At 68.2% G+C, this 17,603-nt stretch carries 22 protein-coding genes; 6 read left to right on the top strand and 16 right to left on the bottom strand.

From position 1 onward, the window contains the following. Nucleotides 1-325 precede the first annotated feature (325 nt). The 5 genes from ACGFIF_RS34120 to ACGFIF_RS34100 all read right to left on the bottom strand — a co-directional run bounded on the left by ACGFIF_RS34120 (nucleotide 326) and on the right by ACGFIF_RS34100 (nucleotide 4,736). Entirely contained in the window at nucleotides 326-1,012 is a 687-nt protein-coding gene (locus ACGFIF_RS34120) for a GAF and ANTAR domain-containing protein (RefSeq protein ID WP_393160209.1), read from the bottom strand. Then, the gene (locus tag ACGFIF_RS34115) at nucleotides 1,009-1,926 is read right to left on the bottom strand and encodes an amidohydrolase family protein (protein ID WP_393160208.1); all 918 of its coding nucleotides are present in this window, start codon (nucleotides 1,924-1,926) and stop codon (nucleotides 1,009-1,011) included. The genes ACGFIF_RS34120 and ACGFIF_RS34115 overlap by 4 nt, the downstream gene beginning before the upstream one ends. A 116-nt stretch (nucleotides 1,927-2,042) precedes the next feature. Beyond that, complete coding sequence (locus ACGFIF_RS34110) at nucleotides 2,043-2,933, bottom strand: SDR family oxidoreductase (RefSeq protein ID WP_393160207.1); 891 nt, start codon at nucleotides 2,931-2,933, stop codon at nucleotides 2,043-2,045. A 29-nt stretch (nucleotides 2,934-2,962) separates the two neighbouring features. Beyond that, the gene (locus ACGFIF_RS34105; RefSeq protein ID WP_393160206.1) at nucleotides 2,963-3,709 is read right to left on the bottom strand and encodes an SDR family oxidoreductase; all 747 of its coding nucleotides are present in this window, start codon (nucleotides 3,707-3,709) and stop codon (nucleotides 2,963-2,965) included. A 94-nt stretch (nucleotides 3,710-3,803) separates the two neighbouring features. After that, complete coding sequence (locus ACGFIF_RS34100) at nucleotides 3,804-4,736, bottom strand: LysR family transcriptional regulator (protein WP_393160205.1); 933 nt, start codon at nucleotides 4,734-4,736, stop codon at nucleotides 3,804-3,806. Nucleotides 4,737-4,819: 83 nt separating this feature from the next. Between ACGFIF_RS34100 and ACGFIF_RS34095 the strand changes: the two genes are divergently transcribed. Next, complete coding sequence (locus tag ACGFIF_RS34095; RefSeq protein WP_393160204.1) at nucleotides 4,820-5,902, top strand: serine hydrolase domain-containing protein; 1,083 nt, start codon at nucleotides 4,820-4,822, stop codon at nucleotides 5,900-5,902. A gap of 30 nt (nucleotides 5,903-5,932) precedes the next feature. On the opposite strand, the gene ACGFIF_RS34090 is transcribed toward ACGFIF_RS34095, so the two are convergent. Continuing rightward, a complete protein-coding gene (locus ACGFIF_RS34090; protein WP_393160203.1) occupies nucleotides 5,933-6,109 on the bottom strand; it encodes a hypothetical protein in 177 nt (58 codons plus the stop codon). A gap of 253 nt (nucleotides 6,110-6,362) precedes the next feature. On the opposite strand from ACGFIF_RS34090, the gene ACGFIF_RS34085 reads away from it, so the two are divergent. Continuing rightward, nucleotides 6,363-6,584, top strand: a complete 222-nt coding sequence (locus ACGFIF_RS34085; protein WP_393160202.1) for a hypothetical protein — start codon at nucleotides 6,363-6,365, stop codon at nucleotides 6,582-6,584. Here the strand turns inward: ACGFIF_RS34085 and ACGFIF_RS34080 are convergent. Beyond that, on the bottom strand, nucleotides 6,581-6,952 hold the full coding sequence (locus ACGFIF_RS34080; protein ID WP_393160201.1) for a VOC family protein: 372 nt from the start codon (nucleotides 6,950-6,952) through the stop codon (nucleotides 6,581-6,583). The two genes, ACGFIF_RS34085 and ACGFIF_RS34080, sit on opposite strands and share 4 nt — an antisense overlap. A 133-nt stretch (nucleotides 6,953-7,085) precedes the next feature. On the opposite strand from ACGFIF_RS34080, the gene ACGFIF_RS34075 reads away from it, so the two are divergent. Next, the gene (locus ACGFIF_RS34075; protein WP_393160200.1) at nucleotides 7,086-7,910 is read left to right on the top strand and encodes a SigB/SigF/SigG family RNA polymerase sigma factor; all 825 of its coding nucleotides are present in this window, start codon (nucleotides 7,086-7,088) and stop codon (nucleotides 7,908-7,910) included. Next, nucleotides 7,907-8,401: a DNA polymerase ligase N-terminal domain-containing protein gene (locus tag ACGFIF_RS34070; protein WP_393160199.1), complete on the top strand. Its 495-nt coding sequence runs from the start codon at nucleotides 7,907-7,909 to the stop codon at nucleotides 8,399-8,401. Before ACGFIF_RS34075 ends, ACGFIF_RS34070 begins: the two co-directional genes overlap by 4 nt. Nucleotides 8,402-8,407: 6 nt before the next feature. Here ACGFIF_RS34070 and ACGFIF_RS34065 read toward each other — a convergent pair whose 3' ends face one another. The 5 genes from ACGFIF_RS34065 to ACGFIF_RS34045 all read right to left on the bottom strand — a co-directional run bounded on the left by ACGFIF_RS34065 (nucleotide 8,408) and on the right by ACGFIF_RS34045 (nucleotide 12,282). Continuing rightward, on the bottom strand, nucleotides 8,408-9,052 hold the full coding sequence (locus ACGFIF_RS34065; protein WP_393160198.1) for a nitroreductase family protein: 645 nt from the start codon (nucleotides 9,050-9,052) through the stop codon (nucleotides 8,408-8,410). Nucleotides 9,053-9,064: 12 nt separating this feature from the next. Beyond that, nucleotides 9,065-10,024 carry a penicillin-insensitive murein endopeptidase gene (locus ACGFIF_RS34060; RefSeq protein WP_393160197.1) on the bottom strand — a complete coding sequence of 320 codons (960 nt, stop codon included), beginning with the start codon at nucleotides 10,022-10,024 and terminating at the stop codon, nucleotides 9,065-9,067. A 90-nt stretch (nucleotides 10,025-10,114) separates the two neighbouring features. After that, a complete protein-coding gene (locus tag ACGFIF_RS34055; protein WP_393160196.1) occupies nucleotides 10,115-10,735 on the bottom strand; it encodes an L-threonylcarbamoyladenylate synthase in 621 nt (206 codons plus the stop codon). Nucleotides 10,736-10,765: 30 nt separating this feature from the next. Then, entirely contained in the window at nucleotides 10,766-11,398 is a 633-nt protein-coding gene (locus tag ACGFIF_RS34050) for a sortase domain-bontaining protein (RefSeq protein WP_393160195.1), read from the bottom strand. A gap of 71 nt (nucleotides 11,399-11,469) precedes the next feature. Further along, the gene (locus ACGFIF_RS34045; protein ID WP_393160194.1) at nucleotides 11,470-12,282 is read right to left on the bottom strand and encodes a DUF4397 domain-containing protein; all 813 of its coding nucleotides are present in this window, start codon (nucleotides 12,280-12,282) and stop codon (nucleotides 11,470-11,472) included. A gap of 249 nt (nucleotides 12,283-12,531) precedes the next feature. Here ACGFIF_RS34045 and ACGFIF_RS34040 point away from each other — a divergent pair, with 249 nt between their 5' ends. After that, nucleotides 12,532-13,308: a hypothetical protein gene (locus ACGFIF_RS34040; RefSeq protein WP_393160193.1), complete on the top strand. Its 777-nt coding sequence runs from the start codon at nucleotides 12,532-12,534 to the stop codon at nucleotides 13,306-13,308. Nucleotides 13,309-13,325: 17 nt separating this feature from the next. Continuing rightward, complete coding sequence (locus tag ACGFIF_RS34035) at nucleotides 13,326-14,795, top strand: MFS transporter (RefSeq protein WP_393160192.1); 1,470 nt, start codon at nucleotides 13,326-13,328, stop codon at nucleotides 14,793-14,795. A 45-nt stretch (nucleotides 14,796-14,840) separates the two neighbouring features. Here the strand turns inward: ACGFIF_RS34035 and ACGFIF_RS34030 are convergent, their stop codons facing one another. From ACGFIF_RS34030 to ACGFIF_RS34015, 4 genes are all read right to left on the bottom strand, one after another. Continuing rightward, entirely contained in the window at nucleotides 14,841-15,647 is an 807-nt protein-coding gene (locus ACGFIF_RS34030) for a M23 family metallopeptidase (RefSeq protein ID WP_393160191.1), read from the bottom strand. Nucleotides 15,648-15,730: 83 nt separating this feature from the next. Next, nucleotides 15,731-16,432 carry a DNA alkylation repair protein gene (locus ACGFIF_RS34025; protein WP_393160230.1) on the bottom strand — a complete coding sequence of 234 codons (702 nt, stop codon included), beginning with the start codon at nucleotides 16,430-16,432 and terminating at the stop codon, nucleotides 15,731-15,733. A gap of 64 nt (nucleotides 16,433-16,496) precedes the next feature. Then, nucleotides 16,497-16,961 (bottom strand): SDR family NAD(P)-dependent oxidoreductase, encoded by a 465-nt coding sequence (locus ACGFIF_RS34020; protein ID WP_393160190.1) that lies wholly within the window; start codon nucleotides 16,959-16,961, stop codon nucleotides 16,497-16,499. Beyond that, a complete protein-coding gene (locus tag ACGFIF_RS34015) occupies nucleotides 16,961-17,596 on the bottom strand; it encodes a DUF305 domain-containing protein (RefSeq protein ID WP_393160189.1) in 636 nt (211 codons plus the stop codon). Before ACGFIF_RS34015 ends, ACGFIF_RS34020 begins: the two co-directional genes overlap by 1 nt. Nucleotides 17,597-17,603: the final 7 nt, after the last annotated feature.

Below are 17,603 nucleotides of genomic sequence, written 5' to 3'. Positions count from 1 at the left end.
GGCCGTCGCGGATGGTTCCGAGAAGGCGTTGCTCGACGGCCTCCAGTTCAGCGATGCGGTGGCGGATCTCCCGCTCCTCGGCACTCGCCTCGGCCCCGGGGCGGAAACGGCCGGCGCGTCCTCACCCAGCCCTATGTGGTTGCAAGAGCCAACAATAGTCCCGCACTGTCAGCATCCGATCACCACCCGCAGTCTTTTTCTGAGACGAGCCCTCCTCAGGACAGGGCTCACCGCGTACGATCCGGTGGCTGTTGAGAGAGCAACAGCCACCCCGGCGGAGCTGTCAGGGCCCGCCGGGGTCTCTCACGTCATCCGGGACGCGCCGCTAGTCAGGGAGCTTGCGGGTGTCGATCAGGCGTTGGGCCACGTCGCGGAGCTTGATGTTGTGGTCCTGGGAGTAGCGGCGGAGGATGGCGAAGGCCTGGTCGCTGTCGATGTCGAAGCGTTCCATCAGGATGCCCTGGGCCTGGCCGACCAGCTTGCGGGCGTCGATCGCCTGCCAGAGCGAGGCTTCCTGGCGGGCGTTGGCCAACGCGACGGAGGCGTGCCGGGCGAGGATGTGGGCGACCGCGTCGTCGTCCGGCTCGAAGGCGTAGGGCTCGGTGTTGAAGAGTTGCAGGACACCGATCGTGCTCCCGCTGGTTGCCAGCCGGACGCTGAGCACACTGCGCAACCCGAGGGCGGCGACCTTCGGCGCCCAGAGTGGCCAGCGTGGGTCGGTCGCGGTGTCAGGGATGAGGATGGTGTCGCGCTCGGCGACCACGTCGGTGGAGGGCCCCTCACCCAGCTCCGCCTGCAGCCGGTCGGACTCCTCGACCAACGGATCCGTCGCGGTGATGGTCTCCCATTGCCCGCCGCGCTGAGTCAGCTGCACACCGGCGTGCGTACAGCTCACCGCGTGCAGGGCGAACTGCACCACCGCATCGACCGTCTCACCGACACCGACCTCCTCGTGCAGCTCGAGGGCGAGCTTTGCGAAGATATCGGCGACATTCGCGCCGTCATCGCTCACATCGCAACTTTACGACGCGATTTGGCCCCGGCGAGACGCTCGGCGTTCGCCCGAACACGCTCCCGCCAGTCGCCGGAACGGGCATCCAGCGCGGCGAACTGCCGCCCGACCGCGTCAGCCGGCGTGAAGCAGTAGTCACTCCCGTACAGCACCCGATCCCCCATGACGGCGTCCGGCGTACCGGCGACGTCGTACCAGAGGTTGTCCAGCTGCGGCGTGACGCTGGGCAGGCTGTCCGGGGCGAAGGTACGACGGAAGTGGTCGAGCCGATCGCCGAGCAGGGGCAGTACGCCGCCATGCGCGACGACGAACTGGATGTCCGGGTACCGCGTGAAGATCCCGGTCAACGCCAGATCGGTGACCGCCCGAGCGCTGTCGAACAGGAACTCGATCATCGGCCGCGGCCGGTCCAGCGCCACCTGACGCCACTGCGGTGGCGACGTCGGATGCAACAGCACCACGGCCGACCTGTCGTTCAGTGCCCGCCACAGTGGCTCCCACGACGGCTCACCCGGATACAGTCCACCCGCATTGCTCATCAGTACGACGCCATCCGCGTGCAACACGTCGTACGCGTACTCCAACTCCACCAACGCGCCCTGGACATCCGGCAACGGCAGACTGGCGAAGAACCCGAACCGGCCGGGGTGGTCCCGGCCCAGCTCGGCCGCACTCTCGTTGACTCGCCGCGCAAGTACCTGCGCCCGGAAGTCGTCGCCGAAATGCACACCGGGCGACGAGACCGACAACAAGGCAGTGGCGATCTCGTTCCGATCCATCAGGTCCAGGTGCTTCTGGACGGTCCACCCGGGCCAGCCGGGCATCCCGTCTGGACGGAGATGCCCGGCCCGTTCCGCTGCGGCGACGTACTCCGGCAGCAGGAAGTGCGAGTGGACGTCGATCAAGCCGGTCATGGGGCCTCCCGGCCTGGACGGAGGAGCGGAGGGAGCGGAGCGACTGGAGTGACGAGGGAAGGCCGGGAGTCAAAGCCCCATGACCCGCCGCGCCGGAGGCGTGGCATCAGTACTGCTCATGCCGCCGGGTGGAGCAGGTCCTCGAGGCCGATCCGGCGGAGGAGTTCGGTGCGGACCCGGTCGGCGACCGCGTTCACCACGGCCGCGCCGTCGTCGGACGGATCGATGTGCACCCGGAACGGCCGCCGGCCCTTCGCGGTGTCGACCACGGTCACGATCGCCTTGGCCACCTCGGCCACGTCGGCCCACTCCGGCTCGAGCTCGGCAAGCTTCTGGCTGACCTGTTCCATCAGTCCGGCGTACTTCGTCTCGTACGCCGCGACCACGTCCGCGTCGGCCGGCGAGCCGCTGTGCGCGAAGTGGTTGGTCCCGTGGGTGAACGCACCCGGTACGACGATCGTGCTCTCGATCCCGAACCGCGCCACCTCCAGCGCGTAGCTCTGCGCGAGCGCGTCCATCGCCGCCTTCGCCGCGAAGTACGGAGCCAGGTACGGCGGGGTGCCACCGCGCGTGCTCGAGCTGCCGACCCACAGCAGCAGTCCGTCCTGCTGCGCGCGAAGCTTCGGCAACGCGGCCCGGTTCAGCCGCTGCGTGCCGAGCACGTTGGTGTCGTACAGCTCGGCGAGCTGCTCGGGCGTGAACGCCTCGGCCGGTCCGGTAACCATGTGCCCGGCGTTGTGAATCAGTACGTCGAGGTGCCCCTGCTCACTGATCACGGTGTCGACGGCCTGCTGGGCGGAGGCGTCCGAGCTGATGTCGAGCTCGACCGGGCGGAGGTCCACCTTGTGCTCGCTCGCGTACTGCTTGGCGTCGGCCGCGGCGGTCGCGTTCCGGCCGGAGAGGTCGCGCATCCCGGCGTACACGATGTGACCGGCGTCGGCGAGGGCTCGGGCGGTGAGGGCGCCGAAACCGCTGGACGAGCCGCTGATCAACACTGTCTTGCTCATGATGGTTTTCCTTTCAGCTCAAGGGGTTGTCAGGCGGCCGAGCCGCCGTTGGCGTAGATGACCTGGCCGTTGATCCAGCGGGCCGGACCGGCCAGGAAGGCGATGATCTCGGCGATGTCGGACGGCTGCCCGAGGCGCTCCAGCGGCGGCTCGGCGGTGATCCGGTCGATCAGCTCCTGCGACTTGCCCTCGAAGAACAGGGCGGTCGCGGTCGGGCCGGGGGCGACGGTGTTGACAGTGACGTCGCGGCCGCGCAGCTCGCGGGCCAGGATCAGCGTGATCGCCTCGACGCCGCCCTTGGTGGCGGAGTAGGCGGAGTAGTTCGGCCGGGCCAGCTTGGTGAGGGAGCTGGAGACGTTCACGATCGCGCCGCCGCTGCGCACCCGGCGTACTGCCTGCTGGTCGACCACGAAGGTGCCGCGCAGGTTGGTCCGGACGACGCGGTCGAACACCTCGAGGTCGAGGTCGGCCAGCGGCGCCAGCGGCATGATGCCGGCCGCGTTCACGACCACATCGATGCCGCCGAACTCCTGCTCGGCCCGGTCGAACAGGGCCGCCACCGCGGTCTCGTCGGCGACGTCGGCCTGGACCGCGATCGCCCGGCCGCCGGCCTGCTCGACCTCCTTGACGGCTTCCTCGGCTGCGGCCTGGTTCCCGGCGTACCCGATCACCACCGCGTAGCCGTCCTGGCCCAGCCGGGTCGCGGCCTCGCGGCCGATTCCGCTCGAACCGCCGGTGACGATCGCGACCCGGCCGGTGGTGTTGTTCTCGGTCATCGCCCTGCTCCTTCAGATCTTGGTGCTTCGTGCTGACACCAAAATCTTGCTGCGGGCGATGGATCAAGTCCAACGACTCAAGTCGATAGGTAAATCAATTCTGTTGATCCAAGTCCTGTCCGAGTTCGGTCCCGGGAGGCTGCCGGAGATGGGTGCTGACCAGGCCGAGCAGCGCCCGGAGCGCGGCGGTCGGTTTCCGCTTCTTCAGCGTGGCCATGTAGAGCGACCACTGGAAGGACTCGTCGGCGATCCGGACCACCCGGATCGCGTCGATGCCCTGGACGGCGTACGCGGGCAGGACGCCGAGACCGACGCCGTGGGTGACGAACTGGACGCCGTTCTCGATCCCGAGCGCCTCGACCACGACCTGCCGTTCGAGACCGGCCGCCTCGAACTTCTGGTCGATCAGGGTCCGGGTGCCGAAGCCGGGCGGGAAGTCCACGAACGCTTCGTCGGCCAGGTCGGCGAGCGTCACCGACCGCCGCCGGGCCAATCGATGCCCGACCGGGACGGCCAGCACCTGCGGGACTCGGAGCAACTCCCAGGTGGTCAGCTCGCGCGGCGCACTGCCGGCCGCGATGCCGAGGAAGCCGATGTCGATGTCGCCGTTGCGCAGACCGACGATGACACCGGCCGAGCCTTCGGGTTCGACCCGCAGCTGCAGCTCGACGTTCGGGTACCGCCGCCGGAACTCACCGGCCGCCGCCGGCAGGTCGACCAGCCCGAGGCCGGGCAGCAGTCCGACCCGGACGGAACCGCGCATCCCCGCACCGAGTTCGTCGACGACGTCACGAGCACCCTGGACGGCGTCCATCACGGCCAGCGCCTCCGGCAGCAACGCCGTACCGGCCTCCGTCAACACCACCCGCTGCGCACTGCGCTCGAACAGCGTGACCTTGAGATCCCGTTCGAGCGCGGCGATCGCGGCACTCACCGCACTCTGCACCACATGCAGCCGCCGAGCCGCCAGCGTGAAGCTACGCTCATGCGCCACCGCCACGAAGTACTCCAACTGCCGCAGTTCCACGGCACGAGACTACGGAACGAAGCCGTGTCAAAGCCTCAGGCTGAGCTCCGACCTGTTCGTGAAGGTCCACTCACAGAGACAGGATGACCAACGTGACGAACCTCCAGGATCAGGTGCAGCAGCGACTCGACGAGCTGGCCGCCACCGAGCTCGGCCTGCAAGTGGCCGTCTACCAGCACGGCGAACTGGTCGTCGACGCCGTCGCCGGCACCGGGGTCACCTCGGACACACTCTTCTACAGCGCATCGACCGGCAAAGGCGCGACGGCGACGGTGGCGAACGCCCTGGTCGACCGCGGCATCCTCGAGTACGACGCTCCGATCGCGGACAGTTGGCCCGAGTTCGCCACGCATGGCAAGGACAAGGCGACCCTGCGGCATGTCCTGACGCACTCGATCGGACTGCCGGCGCTGGCGCCCGACACCACGGTCGAGGATCTGCACGACTGGGCGAAGATCACGTCATACCTCGCGGCGGCCGAGCCGTGGTGGGAGCCCGGTACGAAAACGACGTACCACGCCGAGACGTTCGGCTACCTGGTCGGCGAGATCGTCCGACGCGCGACCGGCCGGACGATCTCCGACGTACTGCGGGACATCGCGGAGCCCCTCGGGATCGCGGACGAGGTCTACTGCAGCGTGCCAAAGGAACAGCAGCACCGGGTTGCCACCCTGGTCGAGCCGGAGGGGGTCGAGGACACGGTCGCGATGCTGGCCGGAATGTTCGCCAAGGTCACTCCGCCCGCGATCATGCCCCGGGCCGCAATGTGCAACAGCACTGAGCACCTCGCCGCCGAGACCCCGTCCGCCGGCGTCCTGAGCGCGCGCGGCATCGCGAAGCTGTACGCCGCTTTGATCGGTGAGGTGGACGGCGTCCGACTGATCCGGCCGGAGCGCGTCGCGGAGGTCACCGGCCCTGTCTTCACCGGGAAAGACGAACTGCTGGGCAACGACGCCTCGTGGGCGATGGGCTACGCGATCGGGCGGCTCGGGTCGACGGGCGAGGAGAGTCCGACGACGTTCGGCCTGCCGGGCATGGGTGGGAGTGCCGCCTGGGCCGATACGCGGTCAGGCGTCGCGTTCGCCCTCACCAGGACGTTGTTCGACCCGGCTCAGTCGGACTCGGCGGTTGAGATCGGCAACCTGGTTGCGAAAGCTCTTTGCTGAAAGGCCTTGTGTGTAAGGGCTTTCCAGGGCTCAGGCGCTGCGGACGGACTGGTGGTCGACCCAGACCAGGTGGCCGTGGTGGCTGACGAGGATCTCGTCGGCGCCGGCCGCGCCGGTACGGCGACCGACTTCCTGACCGGCGATCCAGCGGCCGCCGATGCGGACTTGAACGGCAACGGGCCGGACCGGAGAAGTGGCTACAGACATGGCATCTGACTTCCGGACAGGGGCGGTCACGGGATGGCGGCGTACTGCGCTGGGGTGGTGCTGAAGATCGGTCATCGTCGCCCTCGCAGGGACACGGCAGCCAACATCTGGGGGCTGGCTACTCAACCAAAGGCCACCCTACAACCGCCGGATGACACAGCGTTAGCGATAACTCGAATTGACCGAGAACCTCGCACCGCGTGCCGTTGTCGCGGCCTGGGTACCGGAAAGAATCTCACTTAGGAGGTGGATCTTGAGTACCAATCCGATCCCACCCGTGCCGGTCGGGCCCGGCGACTCCCAGAACCCGGACAACCCGGATCCGGACATGCCGGACCTGGTCGACCCCACCGTTGAAGAAGAAACCACCGTCGGCACCCGCCCCGACGACGATTCACCGCTGTCGCAACCGGCCTCCAACCCGGACCAGCCGGAGGAGAACCCGGACGACCAGCTTCCCCGCTTCGACAGCTAGTCGCGCGGGGGCAGCTGTTGCAGGGCCCAGGTGTTCCCGTCGGGGTCGCTGAAGAAGGCGAAGATTCCCCACGGGAACTCCTGCAGGTCCGACACCTCGACCCCGCGGCCGGCCAGCTCGGCGCGGGCGGCGGCGACATCGGGTACGACGATCTGCAGCCCCCGGACCGACCCGGGCTCCCCCTGCGGCATCCCCGAACCGATCGCGATCGAGCACGCCGACCCCGGCGGCGTCAGCTGAACGAATCTCAGTTCCTCGGTGACCCGGTGGTCGTGATCGGCGTTGAAACCGACCTTCTCGGTGTAGAACGCCTTCGCCCGGTCCACGTCCGCGACCGGTACCGACACAAGCTCCAGCTTCCAGTCCATGGGAGCAAGCTACTGCGCCCGAGGGGGCGACATGCTTAAGCCGCGATCCGTTGGGTAGGTTTGTCTGCAAGAAGCTCTGACCGCGGTCCAGACATGTGCCGCGCCGTGACTCAAAGTCGCGAGGTCAGCAAAAATGGTCACCGTACTTACCCGTACTACCGTCGACGAACAGCGCGGCGCCGATCCGAAGCAGCGCAGAGACACGACGACCCGAACCCTTCTGAGCCGGCGGGCCGCCACGACGGACGAAGATCTCCGGCAGTCCCTCCTGGACGAGGCGATCGAACTCAATCTGAGCATCGCTCACAGCATCGCCACCCGGTTCCGCGGCCGCGGCGTCGAGGCCGACGATCTGGACCAGGTCGCGTACCTGGGTCTGGTCAAGGCCGCCCGCAGTTACGACCCGACCACGGACACACCGTTCCTGGCGTACGCCGTACCGACGATCAGGGGTGAGGTGAAACGGTACTTCCGCGACTGCTCGTGGACGGTCCGGATCCCCCGTCGCCTGCAGGAACTGCAGGGATCGATCGCCGCGGTACGCCCCCAGCTGGTCCAGGACCTGCAACGCGATCCCACCCTGGAGGAGCTCGCCGCCGAAATAGGTGCCGAGGTCAACGAAGTGGAGGCCGCGCTGGCCGCGGACGGCTGCTTCTCCGTGCTATCGCTGGACCGCCCGGTCGACGAGGACTCGACCGCCAACCTGGCCGACACCATCGCGGACATCGACGACACCGCGTTCGAGCGGACCGAGGCCGTCGCGGTACTGGAGCCGGTGCTCAGTGAACTGGCGCCGCGCGAGCGTAGGATCCTGGAACTACGCTTCATCGAAGGACACACCCAGGCCGATATCGGCGCCGAGATCGGAGTCAGCCAGATGCAGGTCTCCCGGCTGCTCCGCGGCATCCTCGACCGGCTGCGCGATCGCATCGAACCACCCACGGCAGCAGCCGCTTGACGTCCAAGCCGATCTTCGTGGTGCAGCTGCATGATGCCCGGCGGCTGCACTACGACGTTCGGCTGGAGGTCGACGGCGTCCTGAAGTCCTGGGCGGTCCCGCGTGGACCGTCCCTGGACCCGACCGTGAAGCGGCTCGCGGTCTTCACCACGGATCACGACCTCGAGTACGCCTCCTACGAAGGCGTGATCGCGGACAGTCAGTACGGCAGCGGCGCCGTGATCGTGTGGGATGCCGGCATCTACACCAATCTCACCCGTGACGATCGCCACCAGCCGGTGGACCCGGCGGTGGCGATCGAGCGCGGGCATTTCAAGGTGCAATTGCACGGTGTGAAGCTGAACGGTGCGTGGGCCTTCACCAGAACAGGTGAGGACTGGTTGCTCGTGAAGGTCCGCGACGCCGCCGCCGATCCGGACCTCGACCTGACCGTCACCGAGCCACGGTCGGTGCTCAGCGGTCTGACCATCGAGGAGATGGCCGTCTCCTGAGCCCCGCTACCAGGAGTCGAGGTGCAGGACCTCGTCCAGCGGCTGACGAGGAGCGGACTTGAAGTCTGTCCCGATCGTGTACGCGGTCGGGATCAGCACCGTCTGCCGCACCTCCTCGGGCAGCCCGAGCACCTCGCCGACCTCCTGCTCGTAGTTCAGGTGCAGGGTCGTCCACGCCGTCCCCAGTCCGCGGGCGCGCGCGGCCAGCATGTAGCTCCAGGCGGACGGCAGGATCGAGCCCCACAACCCGGCCTGGTTCCCCGCCGGCAGCGACCGCGCTTCGAGGCACGGGATCACGAGCACGGGGACCTGACCCATCCGCTCACCCAGGTAGGCCACGCTGTCGCCGACCCGGCGCTGCACCGGGCCGCGGACGGGGTCGTCGGCGAACAGTTTCCCAGCCGCGCCGGCACCGGCCAGGTACCTCTCCACCGCGAGCCGGTAGAACTCCCCGATCGCCGCACGCTTGTCCGCGTCCGTGATCACCAGCCAGTGCCACGTCTGCCGGTTGCTCCCGGACGGCGCCTGCAGGGCGATCTCGATGCACTCGCGGATCAGCTCGAGCGGGACCGGCTTCTCCAGGTCCAGCCGCTTGCGGACCGTGCGAGTGGTGGTGAGCAGTTCGTCAGGCGACAGGTCCAGTGTGGTCACCGGTCCACTATGTCAGCAGGTGTAGAGGGAATTGGGGTGCACCTTCTCGCAGAACCGGACGTGAAGGTGGTTGTCATGCGCGGGCCATTCGGAGGTCAGGCCCTCGTTGATCAGCACCGGGTCGTTGAAGAAGACGATCCGGACGTGACCCGGCGCGGCGGCCCGGATCGCCTGTACCAGTTGACGAGTCGCGGCTCGGTCGTACGTCGACGACTCCCAGGTGATCCGGCCCGCGGTGCACTGCGCGCTGTCGGTCCGGATCGGCCAGATGTCGATGTCGAGCCCGACCTCGTGGCTGCCGTGACCGGGGATGTCACCACCGTGCTCGAAGCCGGCATCGCCGAACGGGACCTTTCCTTGCGACGTACTCGCGAACGACCGGGCCGCCTGCTCCAGTTGGGCGGCGGCGGCCGACGTTGCCCAGTTGGCCGCCGTACCGTTGCCGTCGGGGTCCTGGTCGCACAGGTTGGCCGCGAAGTCCGGGTAGTCGTAGTGCCAGGCGAGATTGCGCCAGGTGACCGGCCCGACGATGCCGTCCGCGCCGATCCCCGCGTGCGACTGGAACGCCACGACCGCGTCGCGGACCGCCGTACTGAACACTCCGTCGACCGGCAGGTTGAGCCGCCGCTTGGCGTTCAACTCGACCTGCAACGCCTTCACTGCCGCGTTGTTGTCACCCGACCGGATCGTCGGCACCAACGCACCCCAGGTCTGCGGCCCCACGATCCCATCGGCGCCGAGACCCTTGGCGGTCTGGAACGCCTTGGCCGCGGCCGTCGTCGTCGTACCGAACACTCCATCGGCACCCACCGACTGCCCGTTGTGCTGCAGCAAGTATTGAATCGCGAGCACATCGGCGCCACGATTCCCAGCACTCTGCGTCGGAAAGAACGCATTCGCATACGCCTGCGCCGGCGTAGCCACTCCCACCATCAGTACGACGGCCAGCAAGGCCGACACAACGCGCTTCATGGGCTCCTCCGGGGCGGGGTGAGGTGCACTCGGTTACTAACTAACCTTCACCCAGCCACGATCGGCCACAATCTTGCTGATCGCAAGAGGTCATTGGAAAGGCGTGGGATCGCCGGCGCCGACGCGAACGACCTCGGGGACGTCGTCGGAGAAGTCGACGACCGTGGTGGGTTCGGTGCCGCAGTCGCCGGAGTCGACGACCGCGTCGAGTTGGTGGTCGAGGAGCTCCTTGATCTCCCAGCCCTGGGTCATGGGCTCTTCCTCGTCGGGCATCAGGAGGGTGCTGGACAGCATTGGCTCACCCAGCTCCTCGAGGAGCGCTTGCGTGACGATGTGGTCGGGGATGCGAACGCCGACCGTCTTCTTCTTCGGGTGGAGCAGGCGGCGCGGGACTTCCTTCGTGGCCGGCAGGATGAAGGTGTAGCTGCCCGGCGTGGCCGCCTTGATCGACCGGAACACCGCGTTGCTGATGTGCACGAACTGCCCGAGCTGCGCGAAGTCCTGGCACACCAGCGTGAAGTGGTGCCGATCGTCCAGGTGCCGGATGGCGCGGATCCGGTCGATCCCCTCCCGGTTTCCGAGCTGACAGCCGAGCGCGAAGCAGGAGTCGGTCGGGTACGCGATCAGCCCGCCCTCGCGGACCAGCTCCACCACCTGGCCGACCGCCCGCCGCTGCGGATTCTCCGGATGCACGTCGAAATACCTCGCCATAACCGCCGAGCCTAGTGCCCGGCGGACGGCTCAACGCGCCGGGCCGACCGCGGTCGCTGTCACGACCAGATTGTCCTCGTAGCCGCCGCGCGATGCGTCGTACGCGCCGGTGCAAGTGATGAGGACCAGGCGATGGTCGACTTTCTGATCGAAGGCGCCACTACGGGTAGCGAGAGCGTTCTTCGGCACCGAGACGACCGAGCTCACCCGGTACGTCGCGGTGTGGCCGGAGCCATGTAGTACGACGAGCTCACCCGGCTTGATGCGGAGCAGACGAGCAAAGTAGCCGATCCCATCGGTCTTGGTGTCGACATGGCCGGCCAGCACCACGGACCCGAACGGGTCACCGGCCTGAGCCCCACCGTCCCACCAACCGACGCGGTCACCTTGCTCAGGGACCTTCAGCTCGGAGTTGACCGTGCTGGCGGGCACCACCGGAGCCTTCGCCCCACCCGGTAGCACCACCTGGGATGGCACGAACCAGATCCGCTGACTCGGCGCCGGCGTACCGATTCTGGCCGGCGGTGCGGACGTCGGATCGGTCTCCACCGGAGACGGCGTGCCCCCGGGATCGATCTGCGGAGCGAACCCGGGGACGTCACCAGGAGTAGCCGGAACGGACGACGACGTTGGGGTGCCGCCGTCCGTCCCGGGGTCTGGCACGGAACCAGCTGTCTGCGCAGCGCACCCCTCCAGGCCCGCGCAGCACAGCATCAGTACGAGCAGGAGCTTCCTCAGCGACGGACCACCTTCCGGACCGTCACCACTGCGGCCATCAGACCGGCCAGGACGACCACGACCCAGAGGCCGTTGGTGGTGGAGCTGTGCGCCTGGTTCAGCTCCGCCGCCTCACCGCCGGTCCCGGTGTCCACCAGCCCGGGTGTCCCCGAACCCGTGGCCGGCAGCTTGATCGTGCCGAGTGCGACATTCATCGTCTTCGCATTCGGATTACCGACTGCGAACACCCGGGTCAGATATCCGGCCTGGGCCGGCAGATCCAACGGACCGAGAACAACAGGTGAAGTCGCGCCGGCCGGCACGATGTCCACCTTGTAGGTAGCCGCCGGCACCACCGCCTCGAGCGATTCTCCGTTCGCCACATTCGCGAACGCGACCTTTCCGTTCACCCGGATGTCGGCCGGTCCGACCGCCGCGTCGTGCGCGACCCGCAGGGCGGCCTTGTCCTTCGGGATGGCGCTCAGCTTGTTCACGTACGACGTCAGCACCGGCGCACCCGTGGGCGAGACCGGCAGGTGGACGACGGCGTCGACACTGGCCCCGGACCCGACCGAGACCTCGCGCTGAATCACTACTTTTCCGCCCTGTCGGGCAGTGAGCATTCGCTTGCCCGCAGCAACCCCGAAAGGCCCGACGATCTTCGTCGTCGCCACCCCGGTGGCCACCGTGCGGCCGTCGATGCTGATGTCGAGCGACCGCCCGGGCAGGCCCTGGACGACGTACAGGTTCCCGCCCGCGGCGCCGTCGGCCGGCACCGCCAGCATCACCGGTGCCGCCGCAACTGTCACTGCCAGCGTCAACGGAACCACTCTTCGAATTACCGGACCAGGAATTCTCGAAATCCCCCCCAATACTGCTTGGAATGATCCGGACACGCTGCGTCTCACCATTTTGTGCCCCCTCGGAGTCCCCATGAAAAAATCGGCAGTAATTGCCGCACCCCACTAATTGCGGCGTATCGTATGCGCAAGTCCGATCCGACCGCCAGAGGAGCGGCCGGATCCGTTGGGGGGCGATGACTCATGTCGGAACGCGGTTCTCCGAACAGAGCACCGGCGGTGAGCCAGGAGTTCCTCCCGATCGAGCTATCGGGGGTGGAGGACCTCAGACGGCGGCGGGCTTCGGGGGTGCGGTGGCTGGCTACGGCCGCGCTGACTCTGGGGCTCAGCGCGACCGCGGCCTGCTCACCCGATGTCGCCGGTCCGGTCGCTCCCAGTCCTGGGCCGGCCGGGAGCCCCACCACCCAGGCCACCCAACCGGGTCAGACCCCGTCCACCAGCCCCGGCCCGGGGGCGACCAGGCCAGGGATCCGGATGAACGTGGTCGCGCGCCCGGACGGATCGTTCGACGTCACCGAGGACGTGATGTTGCCGAGGGCGACGAACATCCTGCAGGTCCAGCTCCCAGCGTCCGGTGCGGAGCTGCCCGGGATGATGACCAAGACGTCGCCGATCGCGACCAACCTCCGGATGCAGGCGAACGGGATCCCCATCCCGTTGGCCAGCTCCAGCGTCACCACGACGACGGACGTGCCGCTGACCACCGCCGCCACGAACATCCGCCTGACCTACCGCCTGTCCGGCTCGACGGTCCGGCGTACCGAGTCGAAGCCGGAGCGGGCCTCGTCGGCCATCCGGCCGCTCACCGCGATCTCCGACGGCGGGCTGCCGACCAACCTGACCGTCACCGGCGGCGACCTGCTCAACGCGGTCTGCCCACTGCTGACCGAGACCCGGTGCGCGGTCGGCGATCCGCCGAAACTCACGGTCCTGCAGGGCATCCCCGCCGACAAGGCCCTCGTCGTTCTTCAACTGGACCTTCCGCAGCTGCAGTAACCGCCTACTGTGAGTCCATGACGGACGAGCGGATCACGTTCGGGACCAGCCGGGCCAGGTGGGTACTCGCGGCCACGGCCCTCGGATCGGGGATGGCCTTCCTCGACGGCACGGTGGTGAACGTCGCGCTCCCGGCGATGGGCGACGACCTCGACGCCGATGTGGCCGGCCTGCAGTGGATCATCAACGCGTACATGTTGCCGCTCTCGGCCCTGATCCTGCTCAGCGGTTCACTCGGCGACCGGCTCGGCCGGCGGCGGGTGTTCGTCGTCGGGGTGATCTGGTTCGCGATCGCGTCGGTGATCTGCACGGTGGCACCGAATCTCGAGGTGATGATCGCGGGCCGGGTCCTGCAGGGCGTCGGCGGCGCGCTGCTCACCCCGGGCAGCCTGGCCATCCTGCAGACGTCGTTCGCGCCGGGGGATCGTGGCCGGGCGGTCGGCGCCTGGTCCGGCCTCACCTCGGTCGCCGCGGCGGTCGGGCCGTTCGTCGGCGGCAGCCTGGTCGACAGCGGTTCCTGGCGGCTGATCTTCCTGCTCAACATCCCGATCGCGCTGGTGACCGTCCTCATCACGCTGCGGCATGTGCCGGAGACCCGCGACGAGACCGCGACCGGCAAGCTCGACATCGCCGGCGCCGTCCTCGCGACCACCGGACTCGCCGGCCTCACCTTGGGCCTGATCAGGGCCGGCGACCACAGCTTCGGCGATGCCCTGGTGCTGGTCTCGCTGGCGGTCGGGGTGGTCGCCCTCGCGGTGTTCGTCGAGGTCGAGCGCCGTAGTTCGCACCCGATGCTGCCGCCCGGCATCTTCGCCAACATCCGCTTCACCGGCGCGAACCTGGTCACGGTCGTCGTGTACGGCGGCCTCGGTACCGCCACCTTCCTCCTGGTCGTGTACCTCCAGACCGTGCTCGGGTACTCCGCCCTCTGGGCCGGCGCCTCCTTACTGCCGATGACTGTGCTGATGCTCGCGCTGTCCGGGTACGCCGGCGGACTCGCGGACCGGATCGGCCCGCGGATCCCGATGACGGTCGGGCCGTCGCTGATGTCCGTGGGCTTCCTGTTGATGCTGCGGATCGAGCCGGGTGTGAGCTACGTCAACGCGGTGCTGCCGGCGGTCACCGTCCTCGGCCTGGGGCTGGTCGCGACCGTCGCACCGTTGACCGCCACCGTGCTGTCCTCGGTCGACGATCACCACGCCGGGATGGCGTCGGGTGTGAACAACGCTGTCGCCCGCTCGGCGCAACTGATGGCGGTCGCCGCGATCCCGATCGCGGCCGGGATCACCGGGGACTCGTACCGCGATCCGGTTGCCTTCAGCAATGGATTCGCCAACGCCCTGTGGATCTCGGCCGCCATGACCGCGGCGGGCGCAGTGCTGGCCTGGGTCACCTTGGCCGACCGCGCAGTGCGGCCGGTGGACGTCCATCACCACCCGCACTGCGCTCTGACGGCACCGCCGTACGCCCAAAGCCGCGAATCCTGACCCCGGCCGCCACAGCGACATGTCGACAAATCCGTGGGGTTTCGCTCAGGTGCAGTTCGGCAGGTCGACGCCGTTGTTGTCCTTGGCCTCGTCGTTGCCCCAGCGGGAGAGGTAGTACGCCGACACCCACTGGTTCGCCGGACCCACATCGAGGTCCGTCTTCATCCACCAGTGGTTGTACGCCGAACCGACCCGGACCTCGGGTCCCCAGACCTTGCAGAAGACGTAGTTGGTGCCCTGGTAGAGCGTGCCGGTCTGCGTTCCGCCAGGAGTGCTGTGACCAGGTGCGTTGGCGAAGGTGTCGACCCAGTACTTCCCGCCGCCGGCACCGCAGTTGGCGCTGGTCTCGAAGTGCTGGTTGTACGACCAGGTCAGCGGCACCGCGTGCCCGTTGAACCACGACTGCTGGACGACGCCGTTGAGTTTCTGTTCGAAGTGCAGATGCGGCCCGGTGCTGTCGCCGGTGTTGCCGACGATGCCGATCTGCCTGCCCTGGGCCACCACGTTGCCGACGGCAACATCTCGGCGGTCCATGTGCAGGTACCGGGTCTGCCAGCCGCCACCGTGGTCGATGACGACCATGTGACCACCGCTGGACGACAGCAGCGAGGCACTGACGGTCCCGCCGGCCGATGCGAGGACCGGCGTACCGCGGGTGGCTCCGCTCGGCGAGACCATGTCAAGCATCCACTGGCTGGCGTGACCGCTGTGGGTCGCGGTGGTCCAGCGAAGACCGCACGGGATCGGCATCTGGAAGCCGGGTGCGGCCATGGCCGGGGTTTGCACGCCGATCAGACCGGCGGCGACGAGTGTTGCGATCAGCAACAGATGAATGATGCGCTTCAGGTTCATGGGGGCGGCCCTTTCGCGATCTGTTGCGCTCAGGGTAGCGCCGGGCTGCCGGATGCCGAGGCCTTTCGACGTCCGCCGAAACCTCAGCGCATCGCCAGGTAGGCCGTTCGCACGTCCGGCGCCAACCGTTCGATCGCGTAGCGGAGCATCGTCCGCGGCATCACCGTCGCGTGCCGGTCGAGGAACGCGAGCAACTCGTCCTCCGAGACCCGCTTGCCGGCCTCGCGCAACATCCAGCCGGACGCCTTGTGGATCAGGTCTTCCCGGTCGTCGAGCACCAGTGCGGACAGCGCGTACGTGTCCGCGCTCTCACCCCGCATGATGAACAGATGGGTCGCGACCAGCGCGATCCGCCGCTCCCACAGCGACGACGAGCGGACCAGTGTGTAGAGAACGTCCCGCGGCTTGTCGAGCAGATACCCGCCGACGATCCCCGAGGTACTGCAGTCGACCAGGTCCCAGTTGTTGATGTACGCCGTACTGCGCAGATATAGCTCGTAGATCGCGGTGACCTCTGCCGGGTTCGCCGTACGCGGCATGAGACTGCGAGCCGCGCGATCGGCGAGCAGACAGAGGACGGCCATCCGGTGCTCGTGGATCGGGCTCTTCAGCGCCTGCTCGAGCTCGGCCAGCGGCAGATCCGCACGCAGGTAGGGCTTGATCAGGCCGCGGATGGTGGACAGCTTCACGCCGATCATCTGGTCGCCGTGACCGTAGCCGCCGGGGCCCAGCTTGAAGTAGCCCGCGAGGATCTTCGCCACCGCGGGGTCCGCGGCGGCGTCGATGTCGGCGATGAGGTCGGCAGTCCTCAGATCAGCAGCCCTCCGGTGGCGCGCAAGTTCTGACCGGTCAGCCAGCGGCTGTCAGGGCGCCGGGCACGACCGTGTTCAGGGTCGAGAGCGCGATGATCCGGCCACCGTCCGGGAGGACCCGGGCGGCCTGCTGGATGGCGAAGTACGGGCCCTTCACGTTGGTCGCGAACAGGTCGTCGTAGTCGTCCTCGGTGACGCGGTCGATCGGCTTCACCACGACCTCGGCGGCGTTGCAGACGAAGATGTCGAGGGCGCCGGTCGGCTCGGAGGCCTGCTCGAACAGCTCGGGGATGCCGGCCAGGTCCGCCTGGTCCGACTGCACCGCGATCGCCTCGCCGCCGGCCGCCTTCACCTCGTTGACCACTTCCGCGGCCGCGGCCTCGCTGGACACGTAAGTGAAGGTGACCACGGCACCGTCGGCGGCCAAGCGCCGTACGATCGCCGCGCCGATCCCGCGCGAACCGCCCGTGACGAGGGCCGCCTTGCCGTCGAGTACGCCCATCACAGCCCCTTCTGCAGTTGCCGCATCGTCGCGATCTCCTTCGTCTGGGTGACGCCGACCTCCTGGGCCAGCTCCCCGATCTGAGGGTCTGTCCCCTTGTCTATCACCGTGCCGCTCATCGTGACCGCACCTTGGTGGTGCTTGATCATCAGGCTCAGGAAGAGCTGGTCGAACGCCTTGCCGCGCGTCTTCTCCAGGGTGGTCAGCTCGTCATGGGTGGCCATGCCGGGCATGTCGCTGTGGTCCATGTGGTCGACGTGGGTCAGGTCAGGCGGTGTCTGAGCGCGGGCGACGAGCATCTGCCGCATCGCCTCGATCTCCGGCTGCTGGCCGACCCGGATCCGCTCGGCGAGCGCCTTGACCTTCGCGTTCTCCGCCGAGGTCGCGGCGTAGCCGGCCATCCGGAGTGCCTGGGTGTGGTGGACCATCATGTCGGCCAGGAACGCGACATCGTCGGGGTCGACGCCGCTGGTCCGGCTGGGCGGCGCCGACAAGGTCTGGTTCGGGCCGCCCGGCGTACCGGGGACGATCACCGGTGCCTGCGTGGCGGGCGGTTCGGCCGCGCGTTCCGTCGTACTGCAGCCTGCCAGTACTGCGACGAGCGCAGCCGCAACCACTGAGCGGCGGATCCCCACGGCCTCA

Origin of the sequence: Kribbella sp. NPDC049174, assembly GCF_043197365.1 — a bacterium.
Classification (GTDB): Bacteria; Actinomycetota; Actinomycetes; order Propionibacteriales; family Kribbellaceae; genus Kribbella.
This window is presented reverse-complemented; position numbering and strand designations above follow the sequence as displayed.

Excerpts from the sequence above, each read along its gene's own strand:
- ACGFIF_RS34115 (WP_393160208.1), bottom strand. The coding sequence starts at position 1,926 with ATGACCGGCTTGATCGACGTCCACTCGCACTTCCTGCTGCCGGAGTAC.
- ACGFIF_RS34110 (WP_393160207.1), bottom strand. The coding sequence starts at position 2,933 with ATGAGCAAGACAGTGTTGATCAGCGGCTCGTCCAGCGGTTTCGGCGCC.
- ACGFIF_RS34105 (WP_393160206.1), bottom strand. The coding sequence starts at position 3,709 with ATGACCGAGAACAACACCACCGGCCGGGTCGCGATCGTCACCGGCGGT.
- ACGFIF_RS34095 (WP_393160204.1), top strand. The coding sequence starts at position 4,820 with ATGACCAACGTGACGAACCTCCAGGATCAGGTGCAGCAGCGACTCGAC.
- ACGFIF_RS34090 (WP_393160203.1), bottom strand. The coding sequence starts at position 6,109 with ATGTCTGTAGCCACTTCTCCGGTCCGGCCCGTTGCCGTTCAAGTCCGC.
- ACGFIF_RS34080 (WP_393160201.1), bottom strand. The coding sequence starts at position 6,952 with ATGGACTGGAAGCTGGAGCTTGTGTCGGTACCGGTCGCGGACGTGGAC.
- ACGFIF_RS34075 (WP_393160200.1), top strand. The coding sequence starts at position 7,086 with ATGGTCACCGTACTTACCCGTACTACCGTCGACGAACAGCGCGGCGCC.
- ACGFIF_RS34060 (WP_393160197.1), bottom strand. The coding sequence starts at position 10,024 with ATGAAGCGCGTTGTGTCGGCCTTGCTGGCCGTCGTACTGATGGTGGGA.
- ACGFIF_RS34055 (WP_393160196.1), bottom strand. The coding sequence starts at position 10,735 with ATGGCGAGGTATTTCGACGTGCATCCGGAGAATCCGCAGCGGCGGGCG.
- ACGFIF_RS34035 (WP_393160192.1), top strand. The coding sequence starts at position 13,326 with ATGACGGACGAGCGGATCACGTTCGGGACCAGCCGGGCCAGGTGGGTA.
- ACGFIF_RS34030 (WP_393160191.1), bottom strand. The coding sequence starts at position 15,647 with ATGAACCTGAAGCGCATCATTCATCTGTTGCTGATCGCAACACTCGTC.
- ACGFIF_RS34020 (WP_393160190.1), bottom strand. The coding sequence starts at position 16,961 with ATGGGCGTACTCGACGGCAAGGCGGCCCTCGTCACGGGCGGTTCGCGC.